The organism is Vibrio sp. SALL6 (assembly GCF_002002385.1).
GTDB classification, from domain to species: Bacteria; Pseudomonadota; Gammaproteobacteria; order Enterobacterales; family Vibrionaceae; genus Vibrio; species Vibrio parahaemolyticus.
Genome location: NZ_MQVK01000018.1, coordinates 178,834 through 201,046, shown reverse-complemented (window position 1 = coordinate 201,046; position 22,213 = coordinate 178,834). Strand labels below are relative to the sequence as shown.

15 protein-coding genes are annotated in these 22,213 nt (G+C 43.0%); 10 read left to right on the top strand and 5 right to left on the bottom strand.

The window, feature by feature from the left end:
- Positions 1 to 118 precede the first annotated feature (118 nt).
- Both BIW15_RS10825 and BIW15_RS10820 read right to left on the bottom strand, forming a co-directional pair.
- Positions 119 to 1,102, bottom strand: coding sequence for a GlxA family transcriptional regulator (locus BIW15_RS10825; RefSeq protein WP_077280989.1), 984 nt, complete (start codon positions 1,100 to 1,102; stop codon positions 119 to 121).
- A 46-nt stretch (positions 1,103 to 1,148) separates the two neighbouring features.
- A complete protein-coding gene (locus tag BIW15_RS10820) occupies positions 1,149 to 4,184 on the bottom strand; it encodes a M6 family metalloprotease domain-containing protein (RefSeq protein ID WP_179115267.1) in 3,036 nt (1,011 codons plus the stop codon).
- Between the two features lie 265 nt (positions 4,185 to 4,449).
- On the opposite strand from BIW15_RS10820, the gene BIW15_RS10815 reads away from it, so the two are divergent.
- The 4 genes from BIW15_RS10815 (at position 4,450) to cqsA (ending at position 10,359) form a co-directional block, all read left to right on the top strand.
- Positions 4,450 to 6,672, top strand: coding sequence for a M9 family metallopeptidase (locus tag BIW15_RS10815; protein ID WP_179115269.1), 2,223 nt, complete (start codon positions 4,450 to 4,452; stop codon positions 6,670 to 6,672).
- A 179-nt stretch (positions 6,673 to 6,851) separates the two neighbouring features.
- Positions 6,852 to 7,589 carry an EAL domain-containing protein gene (locus tag BIW15_RS10810; RefSeq protein ID WP_031848314.1) on the top strand — a complete coding sequence of 246 codons (738 nt, stop codon included), beginning with the start codon at positions 6,852 to 6,854 and terminating at the stop codon, positions 7,587 to 7,589.
- Between the two features lie 289 nt (positions 7,590 to 7,878).
- Positions 7,879 to 8,823, top strand: coding sequence for a ribosome biogenesis GTPase YlqF (gene ylqF / locus BIW15_RS10805; RefSeq protein WP_005454328.1), 945 nt, complete (start codon positions 7,879 to 7,881; stop codon positions 8,821 to 8,823).
- A 354-nt stretch (positions 8,824 to 9,177) separates the two neighbouring features.
- Complete coding sequence (gene cqsA, locus BIW15_RS10800) at positions 9,178 to 10,359, top strand: alpha-hydroxyketone-type quorum-sensing autoinducer synthase (protein ID WP_077280986.1); 1,182 nt, start codon at positions 9,178 to 9,180, stop codon at positions 10,357 to 10,359.
- A gap of 77 nt (positions 10,360 to 10,436) precedes the next feature.
- Here the strand turns inward: cqsA and BIW15_RS10795 are convergent, their stop codons facing one another.
- Positions 10,437 to 12,485, bottom strand: coding sequence for a response regulator (locus BIW15_RS10795; protein ID WP_021450907.1), 2,049 nt, complete (start codon positions 12,483 to 12,485; stop codon positions 10,437 to 10,439).
- A 319-nt stretch (positions 12,486 to 12,804) separates the two neighbouring features.
- Here BIW15_RS10795 and BIW15_RS10790 point away from each other — a divergent pair, with 319 nt between their 5' ends.
- The gene (locus BIW15_RS10790) at positions 12,805 to 13,422 is read left to right on the top strand and encodes an HAD family phosphatase (RefSeq protein WP_025632561.1); all 618 of its coding nucleotides are present in this window, start codon (positions 12,805 to 12,807) and stop codon (positions 13,420 to 13,422) included.
- Positions 13,423 to 13,507: 85 nt separating this feature from the next.
- Here the strand turns inward: BIW15_RS10790 and BIW15_RS10785 are convergent, their stop codons facing one another.
- Positions 13,508 to 14,056 carry a GNAT family N-acetyltransferase gene (locus BIW15_RS10785; protein WP_031827588.1) on the bottom strand — a complete coding sequence of 183 codons (549 nt, stop codon included), beginning with the start codon at positions 14,054 to 14,056 and terminating at the stop codon, positions 13,508 to 13,510.
- Positions 14,057 to 14,326: 270 nt separating this feature from the next.
- Between BIW15_RS10785 and BIW15_RS10780 the strand changes: the two genes are divergently transcribed.
- From BIW15_RS10780 to BIW15_RS10765, 4 genes are all read left to right on the top strand, one after another.
- Positions 14,327 to 15,451 (top strand): fatty acid desaturase, encoded by a 1,125-nt coding sequence (locus BIW15_RS10780; RefSeq protein WP_077280985.1) that lies wholly within the window; start codon positions 14,327 to 14,329, stop codon positions 15,449 to 15,451.
- 353 nt (positions 15,452 to 15,804) lie between these two features.
- Positions 15,805 to 17,172 (top strand): anaerobic C4-dicarboxylate transporter DcuC, encoded by a 1,368-nt coding sequence (gene dcuC / locus BIW15_RS10775; protein ID WP_005454288.1) that lies wholly within the window; start codon positions 15,805 to 15,807, stop codon positions 17,170 to 17,172.
- A gap of 229 nt (positions 17,173 to 17,401) precedes the next feature.
- Positions 17,402 to 17,992 carry a LemA family protein gene (locus BIW15_RS10770; protein ID WP_029824245.1) on the top strand — a complete coding sequence of 197 codons (591 nt, stop codon included), beginning with the start codon at positions 17,402 to 17,404 and terminating at the stop codon, positions 17,990 to 17,992.
- Entirely contained in the window at positions 17,992 to 19,845 is a 1,854-nt protein-coding gene (locus BIW15_RS10765) for a M48 family metallopeptidase (RefSeq protein WP_077280984.1), read from the top strand. Before BIW15_RS10770 ends, BIW15_RS10765 begins: the two co-directional genes overlap by 1 nt.
- 154 nt (positions 19,846 to 19,999) lie before the next feature.
- Here the strand turns inward: BIW15_RS10765 and BIW15_RS10760 are convergent, their stop codons facing one another.
- Positions 20,000 to 20,356 carry a hypothetical protein gene (locus BIW15_RS10760; RefSeq protein ID WP_005454342.1) on the bottom strand — a complete coding sequence of 119 codons (357 nt, stop codon included), beginning with the start codon at positions 20,354 to 20,356 and terminating at the stop codon, positions 20,000 to 20,002.
- A 575-nt stretch (positions 20,357 to 20,931) separates the two neighbouring features.
- Between BIW15_RS10760 and BIW15_RS10755 the strand changes: the two genes are divergently transcribed.
- Positions 20,932 to 22,164, top strand: a complete 1,233-nt coding sequence (locus BIW15_RS10755) for an OFA family MFS transporter (protein WP_031821109.1) — start codon at positions 20,932 to 20,934, stop codon at positions 22,162 to 22,164.
- Positions 22,165 to 22,213: the final 49 nt, after the last annotated feature.

Sequence of the window (22,213 nt, the reverse complement as noted above, 5' to 3'; positions counted from 1 at the left end):
AATAGCAAACGTTTGCTATTTTCGTTCGAACTATAATATGGATTTAAAACGAATGTAAATACGACTATTCAATTAATAATGTTGTATAGATCATGATTCTGGCCATGAGATATGCTTATCATTCAGCTTTAACTTGGTTTCTTTTACGATATTCAAGCGGAGAACAATCATTTTCTCGTTTGAATATCTGCCTGAAAAACTGTGTATCAACATAACCAGATCGACTTGCAACTTCATCAATTGACAACTTTGTTGACCTCAACAGTTCTTTTGCAAAAGATAAACGCCCTAACTGAATAAACTTTAGCGGACTGATGGATGTCGCCTCTTTAAATCGGCGTTTTAACTGCCGTTCTGATAAGCAAGCTTCATTCGCTAAATCACTGATAGAGACGATGTCTAGATCCGTGGTGAGAATCCATTTTTGGATTTTTAGAATCAGCTCATCTCTGTGTTGCATGTAACGGAAAACATCACAGTATGAATGAGAGTTTCCACTGCTCTCTATTGTACTTAAAAACTGGTTACCAAGGTTTCGAGTGTGCTTTCCAAAATACTCTTCTACTATTTCCAGCATCACACTTGAGTGAGAGTAAGGTCCAGACGAAAGATAGACGTTTCCGTCAATGAGTGCTTTCTGCTCAGTCATGAGCATTATCTCAGGGAACAGTTCGCCAAAGAGGTGGGCGAAGTAAGAATGCATTACAGCTTTGTTTTGCTGCAAAAGACCGGCTTTCGCGACGACAAAAATACCAGTGTCAATTGCAACTATTTTGCTGCCTTTTAGGTGTAACTCTCTGATCCAATCGAACAATGCAGGATCGATATTATCTAACGATTCTAAAGGGTCGCCAATTGAGCCAATGATTAATATGTTTGTAAAATCAAATGATTGCCATTGTGCGGTGGGTTGAACGCAGATCCCCCCTCGACCAATTAACGGCCGATTGTTTGGCGTAACGACGTGTGTCATGAAACCTTGGAACTCTGCAAATTCAGCTGCTGTTTCCAAGATCTCTAATGAGCTTATTATTGATGCAAAATACCTCCCTGTCGGAGCAAGCGCTACGACACGGAGGTTTTTCTTATTGGTTTCCTTCAATCTTCATTCATCCTGCGAATATAAGACGATGAATTATAATATTTTTCTACCAAATATCATTTCTTATTACGAATCTATACAAATTATTAACCTTTGTTCTCAGGCTAATCAGCATCATACACAGAGTAACCCATAGCCCCATAGAGCCGCCTTCTTCACTCTTGCCAGGATCATTTTCCACAACGACTTCTTGCTTAACGACCATAACAACGCTCTTAGTAATAATTGCACCATCGTTGTCGTTTACCGCCACTTCAAACGTCAGCTTTTCACTTTTCTCACTCACTTTTGGTAACGTCACTTCTACACTTGCCGTGTCCGTGGTGGCAAACTGAGCTTTAGTCCCAGAAACTTGACGCCATTTGAATGAGTGATCCGTTGAATCAACGTCTTTTAAGCCAAGTACAGATAGTGTGACTTTTTCGTTTGATAGGCCTTCTTTACGGCTCGCTTCAACAGCGAAGATCGGCTCATCATTAACCGCTTCGACCGTAATTACAGCCATAGCTGTATTAGATTCACGTCCGTTTTCTTTCACAATAGAAAACTCAAACTGGTCATTACCAAAGTAGTTTTCCTTACTTTGGTAGGTATTCCCATCAATCTTGCCGTACATCGGCGGCTTTTTAATGACGATGGTGTCCCCTTTCTCTAGTCCTTGTTGCTGACGTAAGTTAAGTTCCAGTGGCGTATCTTCTAGCGCTTTGTATTGAAGACTATTCGCGGTGATTACTGGAGAATTGATCGTGATGACCACCTCACCTTCTGCTGTCGTCCCAAAATCGTCAGACACTTGATACTTCATTACTGCTCGTTGTTCTGGAATGTCCGAAACAGGAACAGAATAGTGGATTTTTTGTCCTGAGATTTCAGCGCTACCAATCGAAGGCTTTGATGTGATCTTATCTAGCTTCAATGTGCTATTCGCATCCGATGAGTGGTCATTCGCCAGTACATCAATCGTAATACTTTCACCGCTTAATACGGTGACGGAATCCGTTTCAACCGTAATACTAGGTTTCGCCTGAGGTTTTTCTAACAAAGCAGCAAAAGGATAGTTACGGCCACGCCCTTCGCTTAATCCGCTCGTCTTGTACGAACTGGCATTTCCATAGAACTGCTTCTTTTTCTCTCCGTTAGACAAATAAGCGTCCAAGAATGAATAGCTGTATTCTGGCTTAGCGTTTTCTAGCTCAATGACCAACAACTGCTCACCTTCATCGATATCAAATGGCGATGCAAACATAACTCGACCACCAAACGTAGGAATCACCCCCGATGACACTTCAACTTGAGTGTCAACGTTAATAGACGCATTCCCCCAACGGTTTGTAGTCAGGTCATATTTAAACATGCGATAACGCATCTCGGAGTTTGGTAGAATTGGCTTAGCAAATAAGTAGAAACCAACCAAAGATTGGTAACCATCGTTATTTTCTAACCCAAACCCTATCGTATTGTTGCGGCTGTCTTCATACACGTACGTTCTTGAAAGTGACGTTATCCAAGCCGATTTATTCGTCGATGAAGGAATAGATGCTCGTAACGTGCCGCTTTGATCTGTACTGGCGATATCATTAATCGAGATATTGGTTTCCCGGCCACCGGTGATGAGTTTCAAAGAAGGAGTTGTATCATCCGAAATAGTTATCACATTGCTTGAGCCCGGGAACACATCACCTTGATCTGACCAACCACGAGTTTGTAGTTCATCCAGACCGTCCGCTTGGAATACCTGAACTTGCATTGGCCCAGTGTCATTGAAACGGTTGTCGATACTTACGGCCGTGATCAAAAGACCTTCACCTGACAACGCACGGTCGTATTCCGTTTTTCTTCTGTTTTCGAAGTAAGCTCTTGGACCTTGCTGTTTCAAATACGGATCGAGATACACCACACCCTCGCCTTGACGAGTCTCGATCGCGCTAGAACCCGACGCTTCAATCACTTTCGGCTTGATGAAACCAGCAGCTTCCTTACTCCATGCCAACATATTGACCGGCGTTTCCCCTGCATACGTATCACCTTGTTTACTTGCCCAGCTTCCGCCACCCATTAATCCCCATTGGCCAACAGAACCGGAATGTTTGTAGGAGTACAAATCAGGTAGACCAAGCATCAAGTGTCCAAGTTCATGGGCAATCACGCCCATCGTAGATTGATGGTCACCTTGGAAGTCAGCAAACAAGCAGTAATCTCGGATGGTCTTTCCATCGATCTCAATCGCATTATGACTATAACGATGAGGCCAAATGTACGGCGTATTTACCGAACCAGCAGACTTGTCGTACCCCGCAAATACAAACATCACAGACAATTCGTCAGGCGTGATTTTGTCGTCGTTATTCAAATCGTAAGTAGACAAATCCACATAACGGTCTAACTTGTCGTAAGCGGCTTTAAAGGCTTCATTTAACTTACTGTCACAAGTCGCATCATTTTTTGAGTGGCAGTTCGGGTGAGCGATATCCAACGTAAGGTTGATGACACCATCGTTCGCCGTACCTTCCGTTTCTTTCGCAGGCTCTACGATGTAACGTCCGTAGCTATTCTTACTGAAGTAGTCTTTTACACTTTGCTGATTATCACCAAAAATCACGTTGGTGAAGTCATTCACAAAGTCTTGGTTGTTAAAGCTCACCTGAACAACGAGCAAAGGTTGGTGCGTGGGCTCATTTGTTGCGTTTAGTGCCCGAATGGGAGTTTGCTCAAGATATGGCTCATTCATTGGATAAACGTGCTCAGAAGGCAATAAAGAAGACGTCGGGGTGACGCGTTCTTTTAACAGCTCTCTGACTGCTTGTGGCATTTCTAATTTGGCTTCAACCCCAAGAGAAGTGACGACAAAACGCCCATCAACAATTTCATGATTACCATAAAACCACCCTGTCTCTTCATCGTAGACATAAATAATGCCTTCTCTATCTTGATACCAGAAAGATTCTTGATCGCCATAAAGTTTTAATTCTTTCTTTGAACCATCATTTAACTGAAATTGATGCCAAGTTGGCGCAGGCAGCGTATTGGCATGAGCAAAGGAAACCATCAAAGTGCTGATGATTGGAAAATATATTTTTTTCATATACCCGTCGACTAAAATAAAAACCAAGCGTTATGTATATCAAAATCAATTTTTCCTTCCCAATTAACATTTCTACTGAATTTATAAATAATAGTTATTTGTTCAATATCACATAAAAATAGGCGTGTTGAGCATAATACATTTTTATCTAGCCATTAAATTCTATTATTTAACTATACATCAGTAAAAATATATATTTGACGCCCATTTCAAATACAATACTAATTCTATGAAAAATATTAAAACTGCATGTCTTCTATTATCCATGCTTGGTGTTTTAACTGGATGTGGTGGTGATGATTCTTCCGGTGGAGTCAAGACTGTTCCCGTCGCTGGCGTAGATTCTGGCGACAAAAACGATGACAACGCTGACGTAGATTCAACTGTGGATGACGATACAGATACAGATACAGATGATGACAGTACCGTCGATGATGATTCCACGAAAGACGACGATACCACCGACGATGACACCGTGGTAGATGACGATACCGAGCTTTTCCCACACAAAGGAAAATGTACTGTTGAAGATTTTACGGTTGACCGAGTCAATATCGAATCAAGAGTCGCAAACAGTGACTACGAGTGCATGAGAACGTGGTTTTCTCCATCGTTAGAGCAAGCAGACGTCGTCTTCAGTACCATGAGCGTGAGTCGAATTACTGGCGGATTAAAAAAGGCAATTGAAGCTTATAAAGGAACAAAAGAGCAAGCTCAGCAAATATACTATTTAGGTGAGTTCATTAAGGCAGCTTACAAAAACCGACACGATACCTTTGCCAAAAAGTTACAACCTTTCCCATCCGAATTAAGCGTAGATATTGCCAATACCATTCAACAATTTTTGCGCTCACCACACGCTCTAACTGACGGTCGCGAACAGCAAGAAGCGCTCGCATCCATGTTGATTGTTGTTGATAGTATTCGACAACTCGCCATCGCCGCACCCGATGTTTTCGCTATTCTTGATAACTTTTCAGCGGATAAAAGCGACAGCTATTACTACCGTAAAGCCATCAACAATATCTTTATCGCTATGGCTGGACACTCACAAACCAAAGCGTTTTACGATGTGATTGAATCTGACTCAAGTTATATCCATCGTTTGAGTGGTTTTATTACCAACAACGAATGGGCGATAGGCACGGATTCTGAACAACTACTTGGCAATGCCGCGCGAGAGCTCGCTAGGCTGGTAAAAACTGAAGATGCAGAGACAAAAAAAGTCGTTGTCGACACTTTAGATTCTTTGTTAAAGCGCTACCCGCTAGGCGGTAAGTCAGACAGAATTTGGGTTGGCATCGCCGAAATGGTTGACGCTTATGCATCAGATTATCTTGAGCAGCTAGGGCTAAGTAACTCAAAATCCGTATTAAAACAGCGAATAATGACATTCAGTTATGATTGTAGCGGCCCCGCGCGAATTCTTGCTCAAGAGATGACAGAAGCTCAAGCAATTACAAGCTGCGAAACATTAAACCTCAAAGAAGATGACTTCCACCAAACTGTTAACACCGGATATCAGCCTGTCGCTGATGATCATAGCGATAGTGTCGATGTTATTGTTTTTAAAACCAAAAGTGACTACTCGACCTACTCCAGCTTCCTTTTTGATAATACCACCAACAACGGCGGACAGTTCCTTGAGCGAGACCCATCAAAACAAGGAAATGTACCTCGATTCGTCGCTTATCAAAACGGATGGGACGACGACTTTTCGATTCTAAACTTAGAGCACGAATATGTGCATTATTTAGATGGTCGATTCAACCAATACGGTGACTTCCACGACACAATGCGCGAAGGCAGTATCGTGTGGTGGTTGGAAGGTTTTGCTGAATACATGTATTACAAAGAGGGCTACAATGCTGCTCTAGTACTTGGCAAAGAAAAGACGCACACATTGGCAGACGTGTTCAGTACGAACTACAGCGACGGTTTAAACCGTGTGTATCGCTGGGGCTACTTAGCTGTACGCTTCATGATAGAGAAACACCCTGAAGACGTTACTGAACTGTTAGGTTACTCGCGTACCGGCCAATACAAAGAGTGGGTAAAACTGCTTGAACGATTAGGTCCTGCTTACAATACTGAGTTTCATTCGTGGCTGGATGAGGTGACGAAAGACATTGACGATTCGGATATTTCTCAGCCAAAACCGAAAGAGAAGCCTAAGAAAATCGAACTCAATACCAGCATCCAAGTAAGCGGTAAAAAGTTCTCTGAAACGCTCTTCTTTGTCGATGTTTCAGAAAGTTATAATCAACTGGAAGTGTCTATCTCCGGCACTGGTGATGCCGATCTATACGCTTGTTACGACAAAGTATGCCACTACTTCGAGTACGAATGGTCGAACTACACCCATGGCAGTAACGAAACGATTTCAATCCCAAAAAATGAAGACGGGTCGATCAAAATGGGACAATACTATTTCAGCATCAGTGGTCGCGAAGAATTCGACGTAGAACTGTCTGTTGTTGCGAAATAAATTTCTATCATCGTTCATTAGGCACCTGTTTTCTCGATGGTGCTTAATGAACATTAAATATTATTTATAGAGGTATTATAATTCTTAATTTCCTGACGTAATAACTTTAGATATAGAATATGAAACGATGTTTAAGTGTGAGTCAAACATAGTAATAGTAAACGGATAAAGTGGATAATATGAAAAGGAATATGCCTTACCTACCTAGCTTCAAATTGACTGACTTTGATATAAAAACGTTAGTACAACCTATCCTCTGTCCGAGAAGCCAAGAAATTCAATATTACGAAACTTTGTCTAAGATAAGCACTTTTGATAAGAGCAACATAAACAACGATGTATTCTTTTCCATTATAGACAACACGTTTATTCAAACTCTCGCTGTACAACAAATTCGATTTTCTCTTGAAAAATACCCTCACCAACTACACTCTTTTAATATTAAACTCTCTTGCTTAGCTGACGAAGATTTTGTCCGTGAGCTTTTAAGCTTCAATGGTGCTAAGTTTGCTCTTGAGATAAGCGAGCTTGATTGTTATACCGAATCAAAAGAAATACGCGAAAACTTATCAGTGTTACAAGCGAACAATATCGAGATTTGGCTGGATGACTATCACCGTAACAACAAGCTGGCTAACATGTCACTTGGCAAAATACTTTGGGATCGTATCAAGATTGACAAAAGCTTTCTAAAACACGCCGACCAAGAGTCTATACAAGCACTAGAGTACTTCTTAGCCCCTTTCTGCTTACACGGATTGATCTTCGAGGGTGCTGAGTACATCGAACATCATAAGATGTTAAAGACAAGCCACTCATTAACTCAAGGTTACTATTACTTTAGACCATCCCCGATAAACTCTCTCGACTCAAAACCGCGCGTTGCCGACTCAATCAAACTCTCCTATGCAGGTTAAATAAAGCAAAGCAATTTGAACAGTCCCACTGTTGTTCATTTTTGTATTCCTTATTTAAGGCCATTATGTCGCAACTAAATGCCTTTGATATTGGTCCGAGATCGTGAGAGGAACACGTTGAAACTCTGTTTCTAAATGATAAGGGTTCCTGAACGTTTTCCGCTACAAGATAAAGTGTTAAGATCCTCACATCTATGCTGTCGTAGTTTCAGGTGACCGATATCGTACCTTTGATACCCCACCTCATACTTTTCACAGCTTAACCATAAATTTAAAGGCATATTTTCAAATGGTTAACAACTCAATCCAGTGGTTTCCTGGCCACATGCACAAAGCGCGTAAAGAGATCGAAGAAGCCATCCCGCAGGTGGATGTGATCATCGAAGTACTGGATGCTCGTATTCCTTTCAGTAGCGAAAACCCTATGATTTCAAAAATCCGCGGTGAAAAGCCTGTTGTAAAAGTGCTAAACAAGCGCGATTTGGCTGATCCAGAGCTGACGCAACTGTGGATTGACCATCTTGAGAAAGAACAAAACGTAAAAGCAATGGCAATTACGACTTCTGAGCCTCAAGAAGTACATAAAATTATGGAGCTTTGTCGTAAGCTTGCGCCACACCGTGAAGAAGTTGGTAAAAACATTCGTACCATGATCATGGGCATCCCAAACGTGGGTAAATCGACCATCATCAACACACTGGCTGGTCGCACTATCGCAGTAACGGGTAACCAACCAGCGGTAACGCGTCGCCAACAACGCATTAATTTACAAAACGGCATTGTCCTGTCTGACACACCTGGGATTCTTTGGCCAAAAGTGGAAAACCCGCATAGTGGTTTCCGTTTAGCGGCAACGGGGGCCGTAAAAGATACAGCAATGGAGTACGACGAAGTTGCGTTTTACACTGTTGAGTATCTAGCAGCACATTACCCAGAACGTCTAAAAGAACGTTACCAAATCGAAGAACTGCCAGAGTCTGACATTGAGATCATGGAAGAAATTGGCCGTCGTCGCGGCGCGCTACGAGCAGGTGGCCGAGTAGATCTTCATAAAGTATCTGAGATTCTACTTCACGAGCTTCGACAAGGTACACTAGGACAAATCACTCTTGAGCTTCCTGAGATGATTACTCAAGAACTGATCGAAGTCGAAATAGAAACGGCTCGCAAAGAAGAAGAGAAAGCGAAACGTAAGGAAGAACGTCGTAAACGTTACTTACGTAACAAACGCTAAGCTCTTTTTCTCACTCTATTCCTAGGCGCGATTTTCGCGCCTTTTTTGTCCGCCACTTTTACACCCAACTAGATAACCCCGCCTCATCAACGTAACCACTTTTTGTCGTATTTACGTGGAACTTTGTACTACATTTTTTACGGCGTACAAGCACAAAAAACCATGTTTATTTATTGAACACAAACTAGTTTAGACCCCCGTAGCCTAAGGAGTTACAGCCACCATCCAACCCTTAAATATCGAGTTTGCAAGCGCTAGCAAAGTTATGCAACTTGATTAGTGACACTCTCCCCAAAATCTTCAATATAAATAAGGTCAGCGCTGGCGTTTTTCCAAATCACAAAGAGATTTATTATGTGTACTAAAAACGAAACTAAACCACTGCCCTCTTTTATCGAGGAACGCCTTAATTTCCATATTCAAGATTTAATTAAATCTAACGAAAATCAAAAGCACCTCGTTCTTGGCAAACGACCGTCCGAAAATGCTGTGGTTATGCAAAGCAATGATTACCTTTCGCTCTCTCACAATGAGCTCATTCAGAAAGCGCATCGAGACGCAATTTCTGAACGAGATGACAATGTCGTGATGTCAGCAATCTTCTTGCAAGATGATCAATCAAAACCCGCCTTTGAGCACCAGCTAGCGACGTTTGTCGGCATGGAAAGTTGTTTGTTGTCACAATCAGGATGGGCAGCCAATATTGGTTTACTGCAAACCATCTGCGCTCCAAACCTTCCCGTATACATCGACTTTTTCGCTCATATGTCGTTGTGGGAAGGAGCACGCACCGCTGGAGCGCAGATTCATCCTTTCATGCATAACAACATGAATCATCTGCGCAAGCAGATCCAACGCCACGGTGCGGGAATCATCGTTGTCGATTCTGTGTATAGCACGATTGGCACAATCGCCCCGTTACGTGCCATCTACGAAATGGCGAAGGAGTTCGATTGTGGCTTAGTGGTAGATGAATCCCATTCATTAGGCACACACGGACCAAAGGGGTCTGGATTATTACAAGAACTGGGACTAACACAGATGGTGGATTTCGTTACCGTAAGTTTGGCTAAAACGTTCGCCTACCGCGCTGGTGTGATATTAGGCCCGAACAAGCTAGCACAATCGCTGCCCTTCGTGGCCTATCCTGCGATTTTTAGCTCAACGGTTTTGCCACAAGAAGTCGTGCGTTTAGAAAAAACACTTGAGGTAATTAAAGCGGCTGACGACAAACGTGAATGTTTGTTCAAGCGAGCCAAAGAACTCGCGATCGGATTAAAACGTATTGGGTTTAACATTCGCAGCGAATCGCAGATTATTGCTCTTGAGTGTGGAAGTGAGAGAAACACTGAACGAGTACGCGATTTCCTTGAAGAAAGAGACGTTTTCGGTGCGGTGTTTTGCCGACCTGCCACGGGCAGAAACAAGAACATCATTCGATTTTCTGTCAATGCCGACATGACAGCTCAACAAGTGGATCACGTCTTATCGGCTTGTCAGGAGGCATTTGACCATCCCGACTTAGAGTTTGTGTAAATTGATTCGTAGTGGACGCTGAGCCTACGCTTGGCTCCAGTGAAAGGTCAGAGCTCAGTTCAATCCTGAGCTCTGTTTTAAATCCAGTTAGCAATTTTATCGAAAAGGCGATTCTTATCAGCGGGTTTAACGATAAAGTCGGACATGCCGGATGAGCCAATTTTATCTAGCGTCACAGGAGAACTGTCTCCCGTATGCGCAATAATCGGCACAGATGCATACGGCTTTTCTGAGTTACGGATACGTCGCGACGCTTCTACTCCATCCATGATTGGCATCTCAATATCCATTAAAATCAGATCGATATTTTCTTTTTCAAGAGTGTCCAATGCTTGCTGACCATCTTCCTTTTGTACCACTTCAAATCCCTGCTTCTCTAGTAACATCGCCGTAAACTTACGCAGAGACTCGTTATCATCCACAACCATGATGGTTCGCTTGATGGATTTATCTAAAGGCGCAGATGGCAAGGTTGACGAGATATAAGTGGAATCGTAAAGCAAACGTTCAATCGTAGCTTTGGTGTTTAGCAGCCACGCTTGAGTCTCTACCCAAATCGGGTCATGGCCAGCTTTTTTAGCTCGTTGTGCAGGTTTGTGCTCAAAAAGATACACCACACGCGCTTCAGTAAATGAAAGTAACGATTCGATTCTGTCTAATTGGTTTTCTAAAACATCAAGGCTTTCCACATCGACGAATATCAGGTCAAATTCAAACTCGTATTCTTTCTTTTTAAAGACGCTTTTTACATCTAAAACGGTGACATCAAATCCCATGAAGCGACTAATATCAGCCATTTTTTGCACGATAATGTCTTGATTACTGACCAATAAAATCGATTTCATTTTGGTCAGCTCATCTTTAATTTCCGTTACCGTATCTGAAGTGATAGGCGGAAAAGTCAACGTAAACTGTGACCACTCTCCCGGCTGGGAAATGCACTTAATATTACCACCAAATGAACGCATGACTTTCTTACAGAACGGTAGTCCAAGACCATAACTGCCCGATTTACCTGTGGTATAGAAGTCCTGAAAGATATGTCGAATTACATCTGGCGCGATACCTGAGCCATTGTCCGTCACTACAATTTGGTTGACCGTGTCATTACTTTGCATACTCACATGAATATGAAACTCATCTGAGCTGCGATGATGAAATGCGTTCTTAAACAAGTTATACATGACGTACTTTAACAATGTATCGCTACCCAAAAAGTCAAACTCACTTCTTGCATCGAATGAGATCGCGAACCTGTCTGTCGAACGTTTATAACTGAAACTCTCAATGGCTTTTTCAACCACCGATTGAGCAGAATATCTTTTGAAGGAAGAGCGAGATACGCGGTTTTCATCAATCGATGTGAGCAATAAATCGATTGTCTCGTTGCCTGAATGAATAATGTTCATCGCATCTTCGCTCACTTCACGGAGCAAGGTTACGTCTTCACCACTCATCACATACTGATCTTTTTCGCCCATCGCCTTTTTGTTAGGCAAGACAGACTGAATAACATCTATCGACGTACATAAGCCACTGAGTGGATTACGCATTTCATGAGCAATACCAGCGCCAAACGACTTAGCGAGCGATACTTTTGCTTCATGCTCGACCTGATTTCGGAAATAGAACATGTTGCCAAACACATAAATAAACAAAAATATCGGCACATGCGTCCAATCCATTGTGATATCGAGATGAAAGCCTTTCGCGATCCACGCAAAAAACGTCGCTAGACCAATACCAGCGAACGTCTGAGCAAACATGACCCTTGTGACATGAACCAACAAAATATGCAGGAAAATAGCCGACATGAATGACATCACCCAAACATTGGACCAATCATTCATGAGCAACATATAAAAAAAGAAGAAAGGTAAACAGGTCGTAATCGTTATTTGATAATAGACGTGCACGTACTTTCGCCATGATGACGACAAACGGTTACGAAAAATGATGCCAAAAAACAGTGCGGAACAGAACAAACGTAGCGGCAAGTTTTCATAGGATTGCGGGAACATGAAGTCCCAAACGAAGTAGTAGAGCGGGAAGCCAATAAATCCCATCCAACCAACTAATGTTAAATTGGGCTCTGCGTACTCATATACCTTACGTATCGAATCCATACTATCTAATTTGTCTACTCCGCCTGACGTTCAAAGTTGTGACTTGCTATCTTTTTTATAATCACGTTGTTTTGTAATTATATATTACTTGCCAAATATAAGCAGCGCGAAATCCGTCAATTTATTCGCGATGCTTGTCTTTAAATTCAGTCTTTTATCTAAGTTCAGCTTGATTTCACGAAATTTTTGGTAACGAGTTCAATTGCATATTATTTTATTGTGATTCAAGTAGAATCAACTTATGCGAGGGCAACGCGAATGTTGTTCTCACTCATCTTCGTTTGATTACTCTGCCCAACTCACAAATCAAAGGTGTTCTATGGAAAGCTCTCAAATTAAAAATGTTGTTTTCGATGTCGGCAACGTACTGGTTCGTTGGTCACCTCCAGAGATTGTACGCTTAACATTTGGTCATTCCGTAGATGCAGAACAAATGGCGAAAAGACTGTTCTCAAACAAGATTTGGCTAGACCTCAACAAAGGTTTGATCAGCGAAGAAGAGGCAATACACCGTTATCAACAAGAACTCGACTTAACGGCTGAAGAATGTTGCTGTTTCTTCTACTACGTAAAACAGACTCAGATTCAACTGTTCGGCAGTGTTGAGCTTTTACAAAAGGTGAAGCAAGCGGGTTACGGTGTCTACGCACTAACTGATAATGTTGTAGAAATTGTCGAACACTTAAAATCAACGTACGATTTTTGGCCTCTTTTTGATGGCGCGATTGTGTCTGCCGAAGTCGCGCTTTTAAAACCTCAACCGGAAATTTATCAAGCGCTTCTCTCCCGCTACGACTTAAACCCATCAGAAACCGTTTTTCTGGATGATATGCCTTACAACGTCGAAGGGGCCAAACAGGTGGGCATGGCTGCTATTCAGTTTGAAAACGCGAGCCAATGTGAAAGTGAGTTAAAGGAAATGGGCCTGTCTTTTTAACTCGCCAGATTGTTAACTATCCCGCAAACAAAAAAGAGCAGCGTCAGTGCTGCTCTTATCGTCTCCGTTCTTCGCTTAGAAAGCGTTATGAATAGATGACGTTTTCCTCAATGCCACTTACCAGCGCTTGCGCGTTAGACCAACGGAACACTTTTTCCATTACTTCTGTTCCGCCCGGAGCACGCCACGTACGCTCTTGGCATTCTTGTCCACCAATATGTTGATAGAACGAAATCGCTGGTGTGTTTTGCGAGACAACTTCTAGATACAATCCTGAATCTTTGAAGTATTGCTGTTGCCACTCTGCAACGGCAAGCAAGAGTTGTTTGCCGATACCACGACCACGATAGCTATCATCAACATGCAGAGCGTCAATGAATGTACCGCGCTCAAAGTCATGATTGCCGAAGACACAGACAAAGCCGAGTAACAAGCCCCCCTCTTCTGCAAGAACGATATGTTGGTTAAATGGAGGATTGGTTAAGCGAGTTTGCCAAATCAACAATTTGTCGTCGATTGCTTCGCTGTCCAAGTAAGTGTTCGTTAAAATGCCTCGGTAGTGACGTTTCCAACTGTCCGCATGCAATTGAGCAATGCGCTCATAGTCCTTATATTCCGCTAATCGTAATTCCATTACGTATTCCTATTTTCTTACATTTTTGCTTTCCACAGAGCCTTGGCATATTCCACCTTTATAAAGCCAATTACTTGGCAGATTTCATACACCTCAAGCCATAGCTCATTTTTTAATACTACTCATTATTAAATTAAAAGCAAAATATCCCAGTTAGAATTCCGGCTCAGCTCAACAGGAATAGTCACATTTATCTAACTTTAATTTGACTTACACGTGTTCGCTGATATTCTAGCGAACAGTTGTTAGCTCAAAGTTAGGAATACCTCAGTGAATCAAAACAAACCACCATTTATCTGGTTGAATATATTGATTTTTTCAGCCAGTTTTGTTCTAACGTTTATTGTAATGCCTTGGTACGCATATCATTATGGACTGGGCTGGGAGCACTTGATTTGGGGTATCCTTGCATTCAGTTTCACTAACCTGTCGATTACTGCGGGATATCATCGCCTTTGGAGCCATAAAACTTACGAAGCTCATCCTGTATTACGTGCAATTTTCGCGATTGGCGGCGCTTTTTCTCTCCAAAACAGTGCATTACACTGGTCTTCTGATCACCGAGTGCATCACAAACATGTCGATAACAATGACAAAGATCCCTACTCCGCCAAACGTGGCTTTTGGTATTCACATATTGGCTGGATGTTGCGCGACTACAATAAGTCTAAAGAAAATGAGTACACCAATTGCCGCGATCTAAAACGCGATGGGATTGTGATGTGGCAACACAAGTACTACGTGCCGTTAGCTTTGCTGACTAATATCGGTTTCCCTGTAGCTTTGGGTCTTATCTATGGGGATGTTTGGGGAATGCTGCTGGTTGTTGGCGCAGCTCGCCTGTTCTTGAGCCATCACACAACCTTCTTTATTAACTCTTTGGCGCATGTTTGGGGCAAGCAAACTTTTACGGACAAAAATACGGCCCGCGATAACGGTGTCTTAGCCTTCTTTACCTTTGGCGAGGGTTACCACAATTTTCACCACATCTTTGAAAATGACTACCGCAATGGTGTTTATTGGTGGCACTACGATCCAACTAAATGGCTGATCAAGTCTTGTTCTTGGTTGGGACTGACGTCCAAGCTTCGCACTACATCAACTTTCCGAATTGAAAAAGCGCGAGCAACCCAGTTGTTGAAGAAAGCGAAAGAGAAACTGGAGTCCAAACCCAATGCGCAAACTGTTCTCGATCAACTTCAGCAAGAGTTTGATGCATTGGTTCACCACATGCAGGAATACTACGAAGCACGCAAAGAGTTGCTCGGAGAAAAAACTGCAAGCGTAGTGAAGAAATACGAGTGCTCTGTATCAAAATTGAAGTATCAACAACTTAAAACTGAGTTTGAGCGTCAACAACGCAGTTGTAACTTGATGATCCGTCGTTACGCATAATGCATTAAGTTGCTGAATAAGCCCCGCTTAGTCGGGGCTTTTTGTTTATTTTAGCCGTTACAAATGTGATCTAACTCGAATAATGTTTTTCGATTACTTTTAATTATTTCATCTGCATTTCATTCACCAATCTGCTTATATTTTCTTTCCATTAAAACCCAAAAAACCAGCACATAACACCTACAAAACGAAATTGAAACAAGAGAATCTGTCGGATTTAATTATTAAATTATTATTTGTTTTAGATCATGCAAGTCCCAGATTAGCCTCGTGCCACAGTTAAGAATTCTGTAAATTCCTTGTCATAAATTGAAACAGAATCTTTCTTTTTTTCATAACATCTGGAGACCCCTATGCTAGAGCTCTTAATTGGCTTGGTAGTAACCATTGCGGTGGGCTATTTCATTGTCAAAGGTTACAAGGCAGCTGGCGTACTTTTAACCGCTGGTATCAGTTTGCTTCTTATGACTGGCTTTTTGGGCCATGACGTTCTGCCATCAAGCATCACCTCAACCGGTAACATGGTGACAGACTCGCTAGAATACGTGAAATACATGCTGCAATACCGTGGCGGCGGCCTTGGTATGCAAATCATGTTGCTATGTGGTTTCGCTTCTTACATGACTCACATCGGCGCGAACAACGTTGTCGTGAAACAGTTCTCTAAACCGCTTTCTGTTATCAAGTCTCCTTATGTCCTTTTGGTAGCGGCTTACATTGTGGCGTGTTTGATGTCTCTAGCGGTGAGCTCTGCAACAGGCCTTGGCGTTTTATTGATGGCAACCCTATTCCCAATGATGGTTGCGATGGGTATCTCTCGTCCTGCTGCTGTGGCAGTGTGTGCATCTCCTGCTGCTATTATTCTTTCTCCTACTTCAGGTGACGTCGTTATCGCTGCAGAAAAGTCTGGCTTGGCGCTAGATGTGTTTGCGGTACAAACTGTTCTTCCTGTTTCGATTTGTGCAATCGTCGTAATGGCGGCGGCAGCTTTCTTCTGGAACAAATACCTAGATAAGAAAGAAAATACGCCGATGGAAAAAATCGACGTATCAGAAATTAAAGCAGATGCACCAGCGTTTTACGCAGCACTCCCATTCTTACCAATCATCGGTGTGTTCCTATTTAATGGCCGTACGATTCCTGGTCTTAGTCTAGATATCTACACCATCGTTGTGGGTTCTATTTTCCTTGGCGCACTTATCCATTATGTCGTGAACAAATTCGACGGCAAAAAAGCGCTTGAAGATTTAGACTCATGCTACGCAGGCATGGCCGATGCATTTAAAGGCGTTGTGATGTTGTTGGTTGCGGCTGGCGTATTTGCACAAGGTCTGATGTCTATTGGTGCTATCGATAACCTACTTCACCTTGCCGATAACGCAGGTGCGGGCGGCGTTGCACTAATGCTGATCCTAACAGGTCTAACCGTTGCAGCGGCTATTGCTACTGGTTCTGGTAACGCGCCTTTCTATGCGTTTGTAGAACTTGCGCCTTCTCTAGCGGCGAAAATGGGCATCAACCCAGCGTTCTTAATCATCCCAATGCTTCAAGCATCAAACCTAGGTCGTACCATCTCGCCAGTATCTGGCGTAATCGTTGCGACATCAGGTATGGCAAACATCAGCCCATTTGAAGTTGTAAAACGCACTTCAGTGCCTGTGCTTGCTGGCCTATTGACGGTAATCATCGGTACTATGGTACTTGTTCCGATGACAGCTTAATCACGGATTAGAATTTCTACATTCCACAAGGCTCGGCTTTCACGCCGGGCCTTTTTATTTTGCTCTCCTTGAGAATCCTTTCCCTTTGTTCTTATCCCAAATGGCTCTCATATTTCTTACGCAATACGTGCCATATTTAAAAATACCCCACATTATAAGTAAGTCTAATTTGCTTAATATCTCAACTACTTATATAAAACACTGATACATTCACAAAATGGAACTCACTATGACTGCACTGATTGTCTTTATTGTTATTGTTCTGCTGGTTGTGGTTTACGCAATCAGTATTTACAACAAGCTCGTTACTCTACGAAATCGCTTTAAAAACAGCTTCGCTCAAATCGAAGTTCAACTGAAACGTCGATACGACCTAATTCCGAATTTAGTAAACACCGCTAAAGGTTACATGGAGCATGAGAAGGAAACGTTTGAACGCGTTATCCAAGCTCGCAACCAAGCAATAGCAGGTTTAAAAGCCGCCAGTGATGCACCAGATAGTGATGCTGCAATTAGCCAGCTTAGCCAAGCAGAAGGCATGTTACAAAACGCTCTAGGCAAACTGAACGTTGTGGTAGAAGCCTACCCTGAATTGAAAGCAAACGAGACGATGAGCCAACTCCAAGAAGAGCTAACCAGTACCGAAAACAAAGTCGCGTTTGCCCGCCAAGCATTTAATGATGCCGTGACCAGCTACAACACTTACAAGCAAACATTCCCACCCGTTATCTTCGCGAACACATTTGGTTTCCAAGACGGTAAGTTACTTGAGTTTGCAGACACAGAAGCAATCCAAGAAGCGCCGAAGGTTGCGTTCTAATGGACTTTTTTCATCATCAAGACACTGCGCGCCAGCGAACTGGACTTTTGGTGATGCTATTCACTTTGGCCGTTTTAGCCATCACAGGGCTAGTGAGTGTCATTTCGATTGGCATCTACTTTTATTTCACTGGCGAACCGTTCACCACTCAATCCATCATCAGTTATTGTTTGTTGAGCTTTGTGGGCGTGCTAACGGTTGTTAGCATCAGCTCATTCATTCGTCTTAGTGAGCTAAACGCCAATGGTGGACGTGGCGTTGCAGAAAGTATCGGCGGCAAGTTGATTTCGACAGACACGTCAAATGCGAAACACCGCCAGTTACTCAATGTTGTGGAAGAAATGTCCATCGCGTCGGGAATTCCCGTGCCACCAGTTTATGTGATGGCGGAAGAGCACGGCATCAACGCGTTTGCTGCAGGCATGAGCATTGATGATGCCGTCATCGGAGTAACGCAAGGAGCACTAGATGCGTTTAGCCGTGACGAACTTCAAGGTGTAATTGCCCATGAGTTCAGCCACATCTTAAATGGTGATATGCGGTTGAATACTCGTCTGATTGGTGCGTTATTTGGCATTACCTGCATTGCTCATTTTGGTCATCTGATCTTGGATAACTCGAACAGCACTCGTCACGTATCGCGTAGTTCTTCTGATTCAAACAAAGGCTTCGCTGTCATCATACTGATTGCGATTGTCTGCTTGGTGCTGGGTTGGTTCGGAACCTTGTTCGGCAACATGATCAAAGCAGCGATTTCGCGCCAACGCGAGTTTTTAGCTGACGCCAGTGCCGTGCAGTTCACTCGCAACGATCAAGGGATTGCGGGAGCGTTAAAGAAGATTGGCAGTAACGTTCAAGGCTCTACTTTAAACACGAAAGCCAGTGATGAAATGAGCCACATGATGTTTGGACAGAGTAAATTGTCCGGTTTCTCTAGTTTGTTCGCGACACACCCACCATTGGACGAAAGAATTCGAAGAATCGATCCCAATTGGGACGGAATCTACGCTCAACATTCTCATGCTCAAAGCACGGCGTTTGATAACGAACAAGTCAGTGGCTTTGCCGTAGGTGGCGGCTCTCCTGCTTCGCAATCTGCCTCACCATCGGAGCAATTGAGTGAGACAGGCAAACAGTTGATCAGTCAATTACCACCAGAGTTAGTTGATATCGCACGTGAACCATATAGCGCCCGATTTATCGCATTCGCCCTCATTTTTGATGGCAGCGATATTCAGCGCGAAATGATTAAGTCGTACGTTCCACTCGCATCGCAATCTACATTGCTTCCCTGGTTAGATTACGACTTACCACTTCATCTGCGTTTCCCATTACTCGAACTCGCTCTGCCGGCGCTTAAATCGCTGAGTGAAGCCCAGAAAATCAGCCTATGTAAAGTGCTACGTGAGCTCTCAGAGACGGATAATCAATACTCGCTAGCCGAATGGTGTGTCATCAACTTACTAGAAAAGCAGCTACTCGCCTCTTTTGGGTTCATCAAACAACACAAGACGTTGAAGCAACTAGAGGAAAGTGTGTTCTGGCTATTGCGAGAACTGGCATGGGTCAGCCACTCTCAAGCAGACAAAGCTCAGCGCGCCTACCATTGTGCCCTCGCCCATTTAGGCTTTCCTGAAGTGAAGTTAGAACCAGCTAACAGCAATTGGCATTTAAGTCGCGCCGCATTAGAGTTGTTGCTGCAACTGAAACCCAAAGACAGACGAATGTTCGTCAAAGCTTGTCGACTCGCGATTGAATCAGATGGGGAAATTACCGTTGCGGAAGGAGAACTCTATCGCGTCATTGCTTGCTTCCTTGAAGTGCCGGAACCACCGCTTACCATCTCGGGTTAGCTCAGGCGTGTCTTTTTAAGCCTTTCGCTCCAAACGAAGGTTATTTACTTCAACTTCAGAAGAAACTTCACGCCAAATAGCGAAGTATCACCAAAACAAAAACGCCAGCGTTAATCGCTGGCGTTTTCATATTTGTCAGTATCAAAGCGCTAAATTAAGCTGCTTTAAATCGCTCTGGAATTTGCGTGATGCTTTCACGATAGCTGAACCACAAGTACGTAACAGCAAGTGAAAAGAAAAGATAAGACAACGCAAACACGATTGGTGAAGTAATCAATTGCGCAGACATACCCCACATAACACCTACAACCGTAATAGTCAGTTTAGATAACATGCCGCAAATCAATAAAAACAGCGCTAACTGCGGAAAACGCGAGCTACGGAAAGCAAAGAAATAACAGCTACCCACTGCCAGAGAAGCAATAGATAAACCTAACATAAATGAATGGATGTGATCTGCAGATGCTACACCAGCAGAAACAGAAGCCATGAGTAATAGGAACAATTTCATAAGTCACCTCACAACAAGTCTAAAAAAGCATCCCTTCATAAATGAAAACTCATTTTGCGCCCCATTTTGCTTATCTAGATCGCAATATCAAGCACATTTTTTATTCACTTTCGTCCTTGCTGACAACTCAGAGCGCGCACTTTACATACAGTTAACAAGCAGAATTTTATAAAGCCTTTAAATTCGGCACTTCGGCTGCTTAGCACTTATTTTGAGCACTTTTGTTACAAAAAATTAACTCAAAAACATTTTGAAACTATTTACAGGAAATGTGAGCTAAACGTCGAGTCGTTCTGAATTCACTCAGTTGCACTTAGCTTTACAGGATTGAAAACAAAGCACATTACGTTAGATCAACATTTTTCCTATATACAAAACCATCAATTAACAATTGATTTTATATTTTCAAATTATTTTTAGATCTGTAAGTAAAAAGAGATTCCAATCACATCTTTATTGGTTATAATCCGCGCTCATTGCGTTAAACGTTGAAAAACGCAAACTAATTTTGAGAAAAAACATCTTTAAACCAACACCTCTTTGCGTTGTAGCAAGAGGTAAAACTGAGAATGAAAATGAGCAAGATTGATAAAGCTATGCGCATCCTGCTTGCAGGGTTCTGTATCAACCTTTGTCTTGGCATCCTGTATGCTTGGAGTGTATTCAACAAGGCATTGGTGACTGAATCAGGCTGGAGTGCTGCAGAAGCTTCTGCACCTTACGCAACTGCAACGATCACCTTCTCTATCTGTCTTCTTGTTGCAGGTATCCTTCAAGACCGTATGGGTCCGCGTATGATCCTTATCCTAGGTACTGTTCTTACAGGTCTAGGCATGATCGCATCTGGCTTTGTTGATTCTCCACTAATGCTGAACATTACGTTTGGTGTGATCACAGGTGCAGGTATCGGTTTTGGTTATGCATGTCTGTCACCTTCTGCGATGAAGTGGTTCCACGCTTCGAAGAAAGGTATGGTCAACGGCATTATTGCGGCAGGTTTTGGTCTAGCGGCTATCTACCTTGCGCCAGTAACGTCTGCGCTGATCGACAGCATGGGCATTCAAACCAGCTTTATGGTTCTTGGTGTTGGTATTCTAGCGATTGCGGTTCCTCTTGCAGCAACCATCAACAACCCACCAGCAGACTACACACCTGCAGAGCCGAAAGTAAAAGAAGGCCAAGCACCTAAAGCGGTGAAAAAGTCAGATGACCTGACTTGGAAAGCAATGTTGAAAACGCCACAGTTCTACTCCCTATGGATCATGTACGCGTTCGCAGCTTCTGTTGGTCTAATGATCATCGGTAACATCACGACAATCGCCAGCGTTCAAGCAAACTTGCCAAACGCGGTTTACCTTGCGTCCATTCTTGCTGTATTCAACTCAGGCGGTCGTGTTGCTGCGGGTATGCTTGCAGATAAAATCGGCGGTGTTCGTACGCTTCTACTCGCGTTCGTTCTACAAGGCGTAAACATGGTGTTGTTCGCAACGTTCGATTCTGAGTTCACACTCATCATCGGTACAGCAATCGCAGCGGTAGGTTACGGTACGCTTCTTGCGGTGTTCCCTACTCTAACGGCTGAGTTCTACGGTCTGAAAAACTACGGTACTAACTACGGTGTGCTTTACACTGCATGGGGTATCGGTGGTGCAATCGGCGCAGCAGTTGTTGGTTTCTCGATGACAAATGGCGACGGCTACACCTTGGCTTACACTATTTCTTCAGCAATGATGGCTGTATGTATCGTACTTGCGCTCATCACTAAGCCACTGTCTGAAGCGAAAGTAGCACAGCTAAAAAACGCATAATTGCGAATTGATTTGATAGCGAAAAGGCTTAACCTATGGGTTAAGCCTT

What these genes read in the sequence shown, in the direction of transcription:
- BIW15_RS10810 (WP_031848314.1), top strand. Translation starts at nt 6,852, where the DNA reads ATGAAAAGGAATATGCCTTACCTACCTAGCTTCAAATTGACTGACTTT.
- cqsA (WP_077280986.1), top strand. Translation starts at nt 9,178, where the DNA reads ATGTGTACTAAAAACGAAACTAAACCACTGCCCTCTTTTATCGAGGAA.
- BIW15_RS10795 (WP_021450907.1), bottom strand. Translation starts at nt 12,485, where the DNA reads ATGGATTCGATACGTAAGGTATATGAGTACGCAGAGCCCAATTTAACA.
- dcuC (WP_005454288.1), top strand. Translation starts at nt 15,805, where the DNA reads ATGCTAGAGCTCTTAATTGGCTTGGTAGTAACCATTGCGGTGGGCTAT.
- BIW15_RS10790 (WP_025632561.1), top strand. Translation starts at nt 12,805, where the DNA reads ATGGAAAGCTCTCAAATTAAAAATGTTGTTTTCGATGTCGGCAACGTA.
- BIW15_RS10785 (WP_031827588.1), bottom strand. Translation starts at nt 14,056, where the DNA reads ATGGAATTACGATTAGCGGAATATAAGGACTATGAGCGCATTGCTCAA.
- BIW15_RS10760 (WP_005454342.1), bottom strand. Translation starts at nt 20,356, where the DNA reads ATGAAATTGTTCCTATTACTCATGGCTTCTGTTTCTGCTGGTGTAGCA.
- ylqF (WP_005454328.1), top strand. Translation starts at nt 7,879, where the DNA reads ATGGTTAACAACTCAATCCAGTGGTTTCCTGGCCACATGCACAAAGCG.
- BIW15_RS10820 (WP_179115267.1), bottom strand. Translation starts at nt 4,184, where the DNA reads ATGAAAAAAATATATTTTCCAATCATCAGCACTTTGATGGTTTCCTTT.
- BIW15_RS10755 (WP_031821109.1), top strand. Translation starts at nt 20,932, where the DNA reads ATGAGCAAGATTGATAAAGCTATGCGCATCCTGCTTGCAGGGTTCTGT.
- BIW15_RS10770 (WP_029824245.1), top strand. Translation starts at nt 17,402, where the DNA reads ATGACTGCACTGATTGTCTTTATTGTTATTGTTCTGCTGGTTGTGGTT.
- BIW15_RS10815 (WP_179115269.1), top strand. Translation starts at nt 4,450, where the DNA reads ATGCTTGGTGTTTTAACTGGATGTGGTGGTGATGATTCTTCCGGTGGA.
- BIW15_RS10765 (WP_077280984.1), top strand. Translation starts at nt 17,992, where the DNA reads ATGGACTTTTTTCATCATCAAGACACTGCGCGCCAGCGAACTGGACTT.